This window comes from Azospirillum griseum, assembly GCF_003966125.1.
GTDB classification, from domain to species: domain Bacteria; phylum Pseudomonadota; class Alphaproteobacteria; order Azospirillales; family Azospirillaceae; genus Azospirillum; species Azospirillum griseum.
Genome location: NZ_RXMA01000004.1, coordinates 190,359 through 203,790, shown reverse-complemented (window position 1 = coordinate 203,790; position 13,432 = coordinate 190,359). Strand labels below are relative to the sequence as shown.

General features: G+C 66.5%; 9 protein-coding genes. 4 read left to right on the top strand and 5 right to left on the bottom strand.

Annotated features, from left to right (window positions below):
* Positions 1 to 6: 6 nt before the first annotated feature.
* Positions 7 to 1,683 (top strand): AMP-binding protein, encoded by a 1,677-nt coding sequence (locus EJ903_RS06730; protein ID WP_126613355.1) that lies wholly within the window; start codon positions 7 to 9, stop codon positions 1,681 to 1,683.
* Positions 1,684 to 1,695: 12 nt separating this feature from the next.
* On the opposite strand, the gene EJ903_RS06725 is transcribed toward EJ903_RS06730, so the two are convergent.
* On the bottom strand, positions 1,696 to 3,819 hold the full coding sequence (locus EJ903_RS06725; RefSeq protein ID WP_246015267.1) for an ATP-binding protein: 2,124 nt from the start codon (positions 3,817 to 3,819) through the stop codon (positions 1,696 to 1,698).
* A gap of 117 nt (positions 3,820 to 3,936) precedes the next feature.
* Between EJ903_RS06725 and folK the strand changes: the two genes are divergently transcribed.
* The 3 genes from folK to EJ903_RS27245 all read left to right on the top strand — a co-directional run bounded on the left by folK (position 3,937) and on the right by EJ903_RS27245 (position 5,467).
* Positions 3,937 to 4,536 carry a 2-amino-4-hydroxy-6-hydroxymethyldihydropteridine diphosphokinase gene (gene folK, locus EJ903_RS06720; protein ID WP_246015265.1) on the top strand — a complete coding sequence of 200 codons (600 nt, stop codon included), beginning with the start codon at positions 3,937 to 3,939 and terminating at the stop codon, positions 4,534 to 4,536.
* A gap of 139 nt (positions 4,537 to 4,675) precedes the next feature.
* Entirely contained in the window at positions 4,676 to 5,083 is a 408-nt protein-coding gene (locus EJ903_RS06715) for a dihydroneopterin aldolase (RefSeq protein ID WP_126613353.1), read from the top strand.
* A gap of 225 nt (positions 5,084 to 5,308) precedes the next feature.
* Positions 5,309 to 5,467, top strand: a complete 159-nt coding sequence (locus EJ903_RS27245) for a hypothetical protein (RefSeq protein ID WP_174237257.1) — start codon at positions 5,309 to 5,311, stop codon at positions 5,465 to 5,467.
* Between the two features lie 118 nt (positions 5,468 to 5,585).
* Here the strand turns inward: EJ903_RS27245 and EJ903_RS06710 are convergent, their stop codons facing one another.
* From EJ903_RS06710 to EJ903_RS06695, 4 genes are all read right to left on the bottom strand, one after another.
* A complete protein-coding gene (locus EJ903_RS06710; RefSeq protein ID WP_126613352.1) occupies positions 5,586 to 5,954 on the bottom strand; it encodes a response regulator in 369 nt (122 codons plus the stop codon).
* 14 nt (positions 5,955 to 5,968) lie between these two features.
* Complete coding sequence (locus EJ903_RS06705) at positions 5,969 to 8,689, bottom strand: PAS domain S-box protein (RefSeq protein ID WP_158627886.1); 2,721 nt, start codon at positions 8,687 to 8,689, stop codon at positions 5,969 to 5,971.
* Between the two features lie 102 nt (positions 8,690 to 8,791).
* Positions 8,792 to 10,144: a DUF2252 domain-containing protein gene (locus tag EJ903_RS06700; RefSeq protein WP_126613348.1), complete on the bottom strand. Its 1,353-nt coding sequence runs from the start codon at positions 10,142 to 10,144 to the stop codon at positions 8,792 to 8,794.
* A gap of 169 nt (positions 10,145 to 10,313) precedes the next feature.
* Positions 10,314 to 13,430, bottom strand: coding sequence for an efflux RND transporter permease subunit (locus EJ903_RS06695; RefSeq protein WP_126613346.1), 3,117 nt, complete (start codon positions 13,428 to 13,430; stop codon positions 10,314 to 10,316).
* Positions 13,431 to 13,432: the final 2 nt, after the last annotated feature.

Below are 13,432 nucleotides of genomic sequence, written 5' to 3'. Positions count from 1 at the left end.
GGACCCATGACGACGACCAAGACCGACCCCACCCTCAACACCCCGCCCACCACCACTCTGTCCGCCAGCCCCCTGTCCGGCGGGACCCAGAGCCTGGAGCGCGCCATCGCCCTGTTGCGCGCCGTGGCGGCGGCGGGGGAGGACGGCGCGCGGCTGGCCGACCTGATGAGCGAGGTCGGCCTGTCCAAGGCCACCGCCCACCGCCTGCTGATGGCGCTGAGCCGCGAAGGGCTGATCGAGCAGGACAACCGCAGCCGCCGTTACCATCTCGGCCCCGATCTCGACGCGCTGGGCCAGTTGGCCGCCGCGCGCCATCGCCCGCCGCCCGCCCCGCCGTTGCCGCAGCCGCCCGAGGCGGCGGTGCGCCCGTCGGCCTTCCTGCGACCGGAATACCGGGGGGAGTCGATCGCGCTGGCGACGCTGCTGTGCGACCGCCATGTTCACAACGCCGGGGGGGCGCGGGCGGCGCTGCTGCACGAAAGCGTCGCCGGGCAGACCACCGAACTCAGCTTCGCCCGTCTGGCCAGCGATTCGGCGCGCTTTGCCTCCGTGCTCGCCGGGTTGGGCGTGACCAAGGGCGACCGGGTGGCGGTGCTGCTGCCCAAGGGGCCGGAGTTGCTGATCGCGGCGATGGCGATCTGGCGCTTGGGTGGGGTCTACATGCCGCTCTTCACCACCTACACCGCGTCGGCGGTGGCCTATCGTCTGGCCGAGAGCGAGGCGCGGGCCATCGTCACCAACGGCTTTCTGCGCCGCAAGCTGCCGCGCGACAACGCCCGCCCGGTGGTGATGGTGGAGGGGGACGAGGCCATCGGCCCCGACGCGACGTTGTTCTGGTCGGCCCTGCACGAGGCCGCCCCGCTGGACAGCGTGGCCTGTTACCACGAAAGCGACCCGCTGGCGCTGATCTACACCTCTGAATCCGAACCGACGCCGCTGGGCGTGTCGCTGCCGGTCAAGGCGCTGTCGGGGATCGAACAATACATGCGCATCGGCCTGGATCTGCGCGACGACGACATTTATTGGAACATGGCCGATCCCGGTTGGGCCTATGGGGCCTATTACGGGCTGGTCGGGCCGCTGCTGCTGGGACGGACGACGATATTCTGCGATGGCCCCTACGACGTGCGCCAGGGCTACCGCATGCTGACCAAATTCGGCGTCACCAACCTCACCGCCGCGCCGTCGCAGATCCGGGCGTGGCACGGGGCCGATCCGGCGGGCAGCCATCAATTCGCCCTGCGCATCCTGTCGGTGGTGGGCGAACCGCTGCCGCCCGACCTGATCGCCTGGGCCAACCGCACGGTGCGGGTCCCACTGCTCGACCAGTATGGCCAGCGCGAAACCGGCATCTTCATCGTCAACCGCTACGACCCCGATGGGGTCAACCAGACCGGCGACGGCTCGCTCGGCCGCCCGATGCCGGGCTTCCGCGTGGTGGTGCTCGATCCCGACGGGCGGGAGGCCCCGGTCGGTGGGGCTGGGGAAATCGCCATCGACGTGGAGAAATCACCGCTCTTCTGGTTCGAATCCTACGCCAACGACCCCGACCGCACCGCCCGGCGCTTCCGCCATGGCCGCCGCTATTACCTGACCGGCGACTGGGCGTTCCTGGACGCCGAGGGCAACATCCATTATCGCGGCCGGGCGTCCGACGCGATCCTCATGCAGCAGGGGGAGTAACCCGCATCCCGCTCAATCGGCGCTCCCCTCGGGATCGAGCAGATGGCGGTTGGTCGCCTCGATGGTGGCCTCCAGCAGCGGCAGCAGGGCGGCCACCCGCTCCGGGTCGGCGTGCTGGTCGTTCATCAGCTTGGCGATGGTGGCCAAACGCGGTGTCCCGAAATTGGCCGCCAGACCGGCCAGCGTGTGGGCGGCCTGCTTCAGATCGCGCGGGCGGTTGCCCTGATGGGCCGAGCGGATCGCCGACAGCTCGCGCAGGGCGGTGTCGGGCAGCAGCGCCAGCATGCCGTCCAGGCTTTGGCTGCCCAGCGCAAGGCGCAGTTCCGCCTGCTTGACCCGGTCCACCAGCGGCAACCGGGCCAGGGTGGCGGTTTCCGGCGGCGGGCGGCTGGGAACCGGGACCACCCGCCCATCCTGGGGATGACAGGCCAGATCGGTGATGACCGCGTTCAGATGGTCCCAGTCGATCGGCTTGGTCAGATAGGCGTCCAGACCGGCGGACATGTGCCCGTCGCGGTGTTCGGGCAGCGCGTCGGCGGACAGGCCGACGATGGGGATCCGCGCCACCGGGCCATCCATGCGGCGGATGGTCCTTGCGGCGGTGCGCCCGTCCATCACCGGCATTTCCATGTCCATCAGGATCACATCATACGGGTTGGCCTTGGCCGCCTCGACCGCCGCTTGTCCGTTGACCACAGCATCGACCTGATGGCCCAGCCGCGCCAGCATGGCGGTGATGAGCGTCCGGTTGATGTCGTTGTCCTCCGCCAACAGCAGGCGCAGGGAGACCGAGGGGACAACCGTCCCATCGCCCATGGATGCCTGAGGCTGCGATTTGGTCGCCAGTTCCGGCGGGGGTGGGGCCAGGGCCGGACGGGCCTGCACCGAAAAGCGGAAGGTGGTTCCGCGCCCCGGCGCGCTCGACACCGCAATATCGCCGCCCATCGCCTCCACCAGCCGTTTGCAGATCGCCAGCCCCAAGCCGGTGCCGCCATATTTCCGGCTGGTGGAGGCGTCGGCCTGGACAAAGGCCCCGAACAGGCGGTCCTGTTGCGTCTGGGTCATGCCGATGCCGGTGTCGTCCACCTCGAACCGCAGGGTGAAGGGCGGGGCGGGCGTGCCGCACACCGGATCGGGAATCGGGGCGTCGGGCGACCAGACCGCGATCTCAACCCCACCGCGCTCGGTAAATTTGATGGCGTTGGACACGAGGTTGAACAGGATTTGCCGCATCCGGGTGGGGTCGCCGCGCACATGGCGGGGCGTGTCCTCCGCAATCGAGGCCGACAGGCTCAGACCCTTGGCGGCGGCACGCACCAAAAACAATTGAACCACGTCATCGACCAGCCGGTGCAGGGAGAAATCGATCTCCTCCAGCGCCAGTTGTCCGGCCTCGATCTTTGAAAAATCAAGGACGTCGTTCAGGATGCTCAACAGCGTTTCCGCCGACGACCGCAGGGTTTTGACGAAACCGCGCTGCTGGTCGCTGAGCGGCGTGCTCATCAGCAGGTCGCCCATGCCGATGACGGCGGTCATCGGCGTGCGCAGCTCGTGGCTCATCATCGCCAGAAAGCGCGACTTGGCCCGGCTGGCGTTTTCGGCGGCGATGCGGGCGTCCTCCGCCTCCTCCCGCGCGCGGTCGAGATCCTCGGCCAGCGCGAAGGTTTCGGCGGCGAGCTTGGTCAACTGGTTCTGGGCGTTGCGCAGCTCAAGCTCCGACCGGTGGCTGCGGGTGATGTCGGTGCAGGACCCGGCGAACCAGCGCAGCCGCCCGTCGGGGGCGTAGATCGGGCGAAGCGACAGCGCGCTCCAAAAAGCGGTTTTGTCCTTGCGGTAATTGAGAACCTCCACCGCCGTCGGGCGAATCTCCGCCAGGGCGGCGCGGATTTCGGCCACGGTCGCCGGGTCGGTGTCGGGTCCTTGCAGGAATCGGCAATTACGGCCCATCACCTCGTTGGCGGTGTAGCCGGTCATCTCCAGAAAAGCGCGGTTGCAATAGATCAGCGGCGTGTCGGGCAGAGTCGGATCGGCGATCACGATCCCGACTCCGGTGGCCTCCACCACGGCGGCAAGCATCTCGGCGGACGGCAGGGAGGTGCCATCCTCGATCGTTGGCAGGGTTGGAAGCGTGGGCACGGCGGACGGACATCCCAAAGACACGACGATGCGCAGGATACGGTGTCTTTGGGGTTATTTCCACCGACGGCTGAGAGCGTCCCAACGGGCGGCGTGCCATTCGACGGGTCTTTTGCTATGACCGGGGCCTTGATCCGTTTGCACCGCTGGGAAACGCCCGACATGACCGCGCCGCCCACTCGTTCGTCCTCCAGTCTCCCGTCTTCCGCCATCCCGCCGGTTCGTGTGCATCTGGCGCTGGGTGGCAACATCGGTGATCGCAAGGCCAACCTGACCGCCGCCCTGGCGCGCTTGGCGGACGGGGTCGCGGTGGACCGGCAGTCGGCGGTGTATGAAACCGCGCCGATGTATGTGACCGACCAGCCCGCCTTCCTCAACATGGCGGTCAGCGGCCTGACCACCCTCTCTCCGATGGATTTGCTGGCCTTTCTCAAGGACATTGAATCCAGCCTTGGCCGCGATCTGGCGGGTTTGCGCTTTGGCCCGCGTCCCATCGATCTCGATATTCTGCTGTATGAGGGCGTGATCCTGACCGATCCGGTCCTTGGCATTCCCCACCCGCGCATGGTGGAGCGCGCGTTTGTGCTGTGCCCGCTGGCCGACATCGCCGCCGACACCCTGCATCCCGTGCTGGGGCGCAGCGTTGGCGCGCTGGCGGCGGAGGTTCCGGGCCGCGACACGGTGGTGCGCGTGGCCGAAACGTTGCTGGATTGGTGACAACCCAGGCCAAACCGGAACGCTGCCGGGTGGCGGGGCAGGGCGTTTTGCGCCTATAGTGCCCCTCATCCGGGGGCGGTTCGTCGCCCTGTTTCTTTTGTGACAGGCCGTTCCAAGCGGAAGGGCCAGGAGATGCGGTTTGTCAGACAGCAGCGCGGACCGTCGCGCCACTCATCAACCGGGCGGCCCGACGCTCACCTACACGATCCTCGTGCGTGGGTTCACCGCCCCGGTCCGCTTGGCCGGACGGTCAGGGGCCGCAACCGCAAGGTTTGACCTGACCCTGACCGTAGCCCATCCGGGGCGTGGTTTTCCCGACGACATCGCGGCGGTGATGTCCTACGAGGACATTGTCGAGGCGTTGCGGAGCCTGTGCGCGGAAGACGGCATTTCCGGCCCCGATTATCTGGCCGAACGCGCCGCCGCCCTTTGTCTGGCTCACACCAAGGTGCAGCGCGCGAGCGTGGAGGTCGAATTGCCGTCCGCCCAATGCGACGGGGCTGGGATCGGGGCCAGCGTCACCCGCGATCAGGACGACAACCGGTAGGACCGTCGGGCGCAACGCTTGGCAAAGCGTCCTGGCGGGACGTCATAGGGTTTACCCTGACCAAAATTCGGGCAAAACCGCCGTTCGGGCAATCGTATCCGCTTGCGGATTTGTGTTTTTCACGTACAATCCGAAGCCATGGGTTAACAACCCGTCTATTCCAACCCCAACAGCGCGCAGGTACACACCATCCGCAATGATTGATCCGTTTGAAAGGAGGGATCCATGGACCGCAGCACGACGCCAACCCTTTCGGAACTCCTTGAAGACCCGATCATCCTTGCCGTCATGGCCCGCGATGGCGTCAGCCAGGACAATGTGCGTCAGTTGTTTGAACGGGTGTCCCGGAATCGCCGCCTTCGGGATGAGCGGATGGCGGCCTGACCGCTCCTTTTCCGTCCGACCGGGATTATTCTGAGCAAGCACCGGGCATGATGCGCCAGGAAAAAAAGGCACCGCACCAATTTGGCGCGGTGCCTTTTTCGTTCTGGTGCGCGCATGGTCACAACCCGAGCACGTCGTTGATCGCCTCGATCACTTCGGTGGGGGTGAAGGGTTTGCGCAGCGTCCGCTGCGCGCCCAGCGCCTCGGCCACGGGCAGGACGTCGAGCGAGGCACGGGCACCACCGCCGGAAATGGCGATGATCTTCAGGTCGGGTTTGACCCGCCGCAACTCCATGATGGTGGCCAGCCCCTCCTGGTTGGGCATGAAGATGTCGGTGATGACCAGATCGGCCGGATGGTCGCGGAAGCGCGTCATCCCCTCCACCCCGTCGCGCGCGCCAAACGCCTCGTGACCACCGCGCGTCACCGTGCGCAGCAGCATGGTGCGAACCATGTCGTCGTCGTCGATGATGAGCACGCTGGCCATGGCTTTGTTTCCTCTCACATGTCGTTGTGTTGAATGGCGGGGAGCGAACCAGCCTGCGAACCGGCCCGAGACAGGGCGCGCACCTGGGTGATGAAGGAATCGGGGGCCAGCGGGGTGGGCATCGTGCAGGTCACACCGGCGGCCTGGAAGGCGGCGGTCTCGCCGTCGTTCATCTGTGCCGCGCACAGCAGGATCGGCACATCCGGGTTCGCAGCGGCGAAGGCGCGCGCCAAGGTCAACAGCCGCCACACGGGTTCCGCCGGGTTCTGAACCAGCACGATCAGATGGAACCGATCGGGCGCGACGCTGAACAGCGCCAACCCTCGGCGGCTGTCGGTGGTTCCCACCGCGCGGAATCCCTGGGAGCGCAACAACCGCCCGGCCATGCCGACCATGGCCGCTTCCCCGCTCAACAGCAACACCCGGCGCGCGTCGTCGGACCGGCGGCGCGGCAGACCGCTGTCGTTGAGGGGCAGAAACACGGTGATGGCGGTGCCGTGGCCGGGAGCGCTGGTCACGTCGATCACGCCGCCATGGTCACTGACGATGCCGTGAACCACCGCCAGCCCCAGCCCGGTGCCCTTGTCCACCGGCTTGGTGGTAAAGAACGGCTCGAACATCCGGTCCTGCACCGCCGCGTCCATCCCGCAACCGGTGTCCGTGACGGTGACACAGGCATAGCGTCCGGTGTCGAGCCGCGCCCGATTCACGTCGTCACGCGCGGGGTCGGAGCGCGCCAGATCGCGCGGCGCGCCCACCGTCAGACCGTTGACCGTCACCGTCACACCCCCCGATGTCCTGGTCTGCCCCAGTGGCGTGGCATCCAGAATGGCGTCGGCGGCGTTCTTGCACAGATTGACGATCACCTGATGGATCTGCGCCGGGGCGACCAGCACCGGCACAGGGTCGCCCCCGCATTGCAGGCTCCACTCCACGCCGGAAAACAGGGTGGGGCCAAGCAGCTTGATCGCGTCGTGGACGATGTCGCGCAGATCGACCGCCTCACGTTCCAGCTTTTCCTTGCGGGCAAAGGCCAGAAGCTGCTGCACCAGCCCCCTGGCGCGTTCGGCGGCGGTCGTCACCTGATGCAGATCGTCGCGGATGGCGCTGTCATCGGGCAGGGCGTCGAGGGCGAGGTGGCTGTAGCCGAGAATGGCGGTCAGGATGTTGTTGAAGTCGTGAGCCACGCCACCGGCCAGCACCCCCACCGCCTGCATCTTCTGGGCGCGGCGCAGCTGCTCCTCCCCCTGCCGCCGGGCGGTGACGTCGTCCACCGTGGCGATCAGGTTGCTCAGGCGGCCATCGTCGTCCAGCAAAGGGGCCACGCGGATCGCCGCCCAGAACGGCGCGCCGTTCGGCTTGCACCCCGGCAATTCGGTCTGCCAGGTTTGGTTCGCCGCCAGCGCCCGCCAAAGCGCGGCGTGATGATCGGCCACCGCCATCGGACCGGCGGCGGCCACCCCGGCGATGAAGGCGTCGATGTCCGGCACGGTGTCCATGCTGCGCCCGGTCATCGTGCGGAAACGTGGGTTGAGGTAGATGGTGCGCCCGAACGCGTCGGCGATCAGCACCCCCACCGGGCTTTGCGCCACCGCCAGCGACAGGGTGCGCAGCGAATCCTCCGCTGTTTTCAGCGGGCTGATGTCGGTGACGAACCCCTCGACCGCAACGACCCGCCCCAATCCATCGGTCACGCCGACGCCCTGTTCCCAGACATGGCGCGTGATACCGGCGCGGTCGATCAGGCGGTAGCTGAGGGTGAAGGGGCGGCCCTGGTCGAGCGCGATGGCAATGGATTGGCGGACATGATCGCGGTCGGTCGGGTGAATCAAGGTCTCGAACGGCATGGTCCTGCTGACCAAATCCGTTGGCGGCCATCCGGTCAGGCGGTGCCCCCCCTCGCTGGCGAACAGCAGCGACCGTTCGGTGCCGGGACGCGCCCGATAGGCCATGCCCGGCAAATTGCCCATCAGGGTGGCGAGCCGCCGGTCACTCTCCCGACGCTCCTGTTCGGCCCGCGCCTTTTCCGTGATGTTGCGGGCGACCGCCACCAGCCCCAGCACGGCACCTTCCGGCCCATAATAGGGGGTCTTGATGGTTTCCAGCAGCACCGACCGGCCATCGGGGAACGTCACCCATTCCTCCATCCGGTGCGGGGTTTGCTGGCGCAGCACCTCGGCGTCGCGGTCCTGGAAGTAGCGCGCCCGATCTTCCGGTACCAAATCCAGATCCGTGCGCCCGACAATCTCGCTGACCCCACGTCCTAGGAAGTCGGCGAAGGCGCGGTTGCACCCCAGATACACGCTGTTCGGGTCCTTGAAGAAAATCAGATCGGGGATCGAATCGATCAGGGCTTGAAGCAGCGTCCGATCGTCCGGGCCGGGGGAAGGAGGGGAGGATTTCGGGGCGGGTTGCCCCTCGGCGATGGCGAAGGAATGGGTCTCGCAGCGGATGCCGCCGTTGGTGCCGGGGCGCAGCTGGGTCACGCTGTGCCACCACACGGTGCGGCCATCCGGTACAAGCGCCCGGTGGTCGGTGTGGCAAACCGCGCAGGGTCCGTCCGCCAAAGCGAGGGCGATGTCCGACACAAACCGCGCGCGGTCACCGGGGTGCACGCGGCGCAGCATCGGCCCTGACTCCACAGCGTCGACCGGGTAGCGCCAGGAATGGCGCACCACCCCTACCTCTGCTGCGTCGTCCATGTCCACCGGTTCGTCCGGAACCATCCGTTGCATGCCGCATCCCATCGACGCCGATGGGCGAAAGTCTATCCGTGTTTTCTCCGCTTATGAAGGATCATCACCGGGTGCCACGGCATCGGGCCAGCGGACCGGACCTCAATACAGTGGACGGCCCGCCGCGCGGGCGGCCAGCAGGGCGGCGTGGTCCAACTGCACCTGATCGGCGTAGTCGGTGGCGAACGCCCGCGTTTCCGCCTTGAAGCCCGAGGTCGACACGACCACGTCGGTGATCTGCTTGTCCTGGCTGAAGGGGATGAGGGCGGAGTCGTAATCCTGATCGGCCAGAGCGTGGGTCTTGGCCAGGATTTTGCCCATCGCCGCGACGGTGTCCTTGAAATTCCCCAGATTGCCTTTCAGGGCGGTGTAATCGAAGTCTTGTTGAAACGGGGACTTTTCTTTCACGAAGAAATCCTTCCCATTGATCGTCGTGGAGCCGATCAACGGATCGGTGTTGGTCAGGCCAGCCTTGTTGCTCATCGCCACCCGCGCGCCCTCATGGTTGCCATAGGCGGTGGCGGGCAGGCCGCCGGGATTGGCCAGCGCCACCGCACTGCTTCCCATCTCCTTCATCTCCAGAATGACGTCATCGTCGGCGCTGGTGGTCGCCCCTTCGATCAGCACCCAATAACGGGCGCGGCCCAGGCTGCCGACGCCCGATCCCATCCGTTGCCGGGCGTCCTTGACGGTGTAGAAGGCTGCGGGCTGCCGTTTGCCGGACGCGATGGAGGCGATGTAGGCGGGCATCGCCGCGCCGATGGCGGTGGCGGACGGCGGCATCACCAACGACGCATCGGTGTTGAACCGACGCACACCCCCGCTGACGGCGCTGTATTTGGCCAGGAAATCACTCCGGTTCTTCTTGCCCACCTTCTGCACGACGTCCTTGGCGACGTTCGACAGGTCCCCGGCCTTCAGCCGATAGGATTTTTCGTCGTCGGTTCCCTTGAAGTCGCCCAGCTTGTTCAGATAGCTGTCAACGAACTGGTCGATCAGGCTGTTTTGATCGGTCTGGGAGAAACCCAGCTCGCGCGCCGCCAGCACCAGGCTGACCGCCATGCGGCGGACATCCCAGACATACGGCCCGATGTAGGATTCATCGAAATCGGAGATGTCGAACACGTCGTTGCCCGCCGAATCACGGACGCCGCCGTAATTTTGCAGATGCAGGTCGCCGTCGATCCACACCCGCGCGGTGGCGGTGTTGAGGTAGGCCGACGGCGGCAGGTTGGCCATGTCGCGGTAAAACAGATGCGCCGTTCCCCGGTAAAAGGCAAAGGGCGACACCGCCATCTTGTCCATCTTCGTCGCCACCTCGGCCGGTTGCGCCTGGGCGAGCGGGTGATTGAAGCCGTACAGCTCGGATTCGACCCAGCCGGGGCGGCTGGTGGCCGCCAACGCCGGGGCGGCGGCGAGCAGGCACAGCGACAAAGCGGTGAGAAGACGGCGCATCGGCGGACACTCCTGACAAGACAGGGTTCAGCATGCGCAGGCAATGTTCCCCGTCAACACCAACCGGCGCGCGGCGGCGCCGTGGCGGCCTGAGAGCGCGGCAAAAAAGAAAGGGGCGGGGCGCTGGTGCGCTCCCGCCCGATGGCAGCCCGAACAGCCTGCTTGTCGCTCACTCCGCCGGGTGGGTGGCGGCGTGGCTGGGCGCGGGCGGGGTGTGGTCGTCCATCGCCTCGTCGGCTGGGAAGGGCTTCTTCTTGGCGATGTAGCTGTAGACGGTGGGGACCACGAACAGGGTCAGCAGCGTGCCCAACGTCATGCCGCCGACGATCACCGCACCAATGGCCTGACGGCTTTCCGCACCGGCCCCGTGGGCGTTGGCGAGCGGGACCGCGCCCAGCACCATGGCCCCGGTGGTCATCAGGATCGGGCGCAGGCGCAGCACGGCGGCTTCCTCCACCGCCTTGCGGATGTCCACGCCGCTGCGCTGGAGCTGGTTGGCGAACTCCACGATCAGGATGCCGTGCTTGGTGATGAGACCGACCAGCGTCACCAAGCCGATCTGGCTGTAGACGTTCATCGTCCCGCCGCTCATCTGCAGGGCGGCGAGCGCGCCGGTCATCGACAGCGGGACCGTCAGCATGATGACGAACGGGTCGATGAAGCTTTCGAACTGGGCGGCCAGCACCAGATAGATGAAGGCCAAGGCCAGGATGAAGACGAAATAGAGGCCGGTCGCCGATTCCCGGAACTCGCGGCTTTGCCCGGCATAGTCGGTCTGCGCGGTCGGCGGCAGAACCTTTTGCGCCGCCGCCTGCATCACCGCCAGCGCTTCACCCAGCGAGGTGCCGGGGGCAAGCGTGGCGGTGATGCTGGCCGACCGCAGCTTGTTGAAGTGGTTCAGCTCCTTCGGGGCCACCCGTTCGTCCACATGCACCAGATTGGCCAGCGAAATCATCGGCGCGGCCCCGCCCGCCGTCGTGGTCCCGCCGCGCACATAGATCGAGGCGATGTCGTCCGGGTTGCGGCGGTCCACATTGGCGACCTGGACGATCACGTCATACTGCTTGCCGTCCTTCTTGAAGCGCGTGACCTGACGCCCGCCCAGCAGGGTTTCCAGCGTCCGCCCGACCGTGTCCACATCCACGCCAAGGTCGGCGGCCTTGTCGCGGTCCAGCGAGATGCGCAGCTCCGGCTTGTTCAGCTTCAGGTCGGTGTCGAGGTTGGTCAGGCCGGGGAAGTTCCGCGCCTCCGCCATCATCGCGTTGACCATCTTCTGCAACTCGTCAAAAGGCAGAGAGGTTTGGATGACGAAGTTGACCGGTTTGTCGATCGGGCTTTGCCCCAGTGACGGCGGGTTGGTGACGAAGCCGAGGATGCCGGGAATCCCGAACATCTTGGGAAAAAGCTGGGCGGTGATCGCCTGCTGCTTCACCTCGCGCTGATCCCAATCGATCAGGCGGACGAAGGCGATGCCCTGGTTGACCACCGGAAAGCCGACGACGACGAAAAACTTCTCCACCACCGGGATGGCGCGGAACAGCCCCTCCATCCGCTGGGCGTAGCTCATGGTGTAATCCAGCGTCGAGCCTTCCGGCGCGATGGCGATGCCGACGATGGTCCCGCGATCCTCCACCGGCGACAGTTCCGATTTCAGGCCGGTGAACAGGGTGTAGCTGGCCGCCGCCACCCCCGCCCCGATCAGCAGCACCAGCGGCCGCGCCCGCAGCGACAGGCGCAGCAGGCCCCGATAGGCGTTGGTCATGCCGACCAGGAAACCTTCGATCAACCGATACAGAAAATTATGCTTGGTCTCGTGCTTCAACAGCTTGGAGCACATCATCGGCGACAGCGTCAGCGCGACAAAGCCCGACACGATCACCGCCCCGGCCAGCGTCAGGGCAAATTCGGTGAAGAGCCGCCCGGTGCGCCCGGTCATGAAGCCGATGGGGGCGTACACCGCCGCCAGCGTGATGGTCATGGCGATGACGGCGAAGCCGATTTCCTTCGACCCCTTCAACGCCGCCTGGAAGGGGTGCATGCCCTCTTCCACGTAACGGAAGATGTTTTCCAGCATGACGATGGCGTCATCGACCACCAGGCCGATCGCCAGCACCATCGACAGCAGGGTCAGGGTGTTGATCGAAAAGCCGAAGGCGTACATCAGGGCGAAGCCGCCGATCAGCGACACCGGGATCGTCACCAGCGGGACCAGCGTGGCCCGCAGGGAGCGCAGGAAGAAGAAAATCACCAGCACGACCAGCGCGATGGCTTCAAAGATCGTGCTGAACACCGCGTCGATGGATTTGGAGATGAAGACGGAGCTGTCATAGGCCACCTCCACCCCCATGCCGTCGGGCAGGGCGGCGCGGATGGCTCCCAGGGCACTGTTGACCGCCTTCGACACGTCCAGCGGGTTGGCGGTGGATTGCTTGACGACACCGATGGCGACGGCCCCGCGCCCGTTGAAGCGGGCGCTGACCCGTTCGTCGAGCGGGCCGATTTCCGCCCGGCCGACGTCGCGCAGACGCACCAGATAACCGCTGTCGTCGCGCAGGATGATGCGTTCGAACTCCTCGGGCGTGCGCAGGTCGGTTTCCGACACCACGGTGAACTCGCGCGCCACGCTTTCGACGCGCCCCGCCGGGATTTCGACGTTCTGCTTGCGCAGCGCGTTTTCCACATCCTGCGGGGTCACCCGATAGGCCGCCATCCGCTGCGGGTCGAGCCACAGCCGCATGGCGAAGCGCCGTTCGCCAAAGATGCGGACCTGGGCCACGCCCGGCAGGTTCTGCAAGCGGTCCTTGACGTAACGGTCGGCGAAGTCGGTGACGTCCAACGGCGTGTGCCGGTCGGACGAAAAGGCGAGGTAGAGGATGGGTTGGGCGTCGGCCTCGACCTTGGCGATCACCGGTTCGTCGATTTCCGACGGCAGGGCGGCGCGCACGCGGCCCACCCGGTCGCGCACGTCGCTGGCGGCGACGTCCACGTTGCGGTCCAGCCGGAACCGCAGGGTGATCTGCGATTTCTCCGCCCGGCTGATGGAGGACATGACGTCGATGCCCTCGATCCCCGCCAAACTGTCTTCCAGCGTTTGCGTGACCTGGCTTTCGATGATCTGGGCCGAGGCACCCTTGTAGGTCGTCTCGACGGTGACGACCGGCTCGTCGATCTTGGGGTATTCGCGCACCGACAGGCGTTGGTAGGACACGATGCCGATCAGCATCAGCGCCAGACTCATCACCGTGGCCAAAACCGGGCGGCGGACCGAAATGTCGGACAGAACCATGG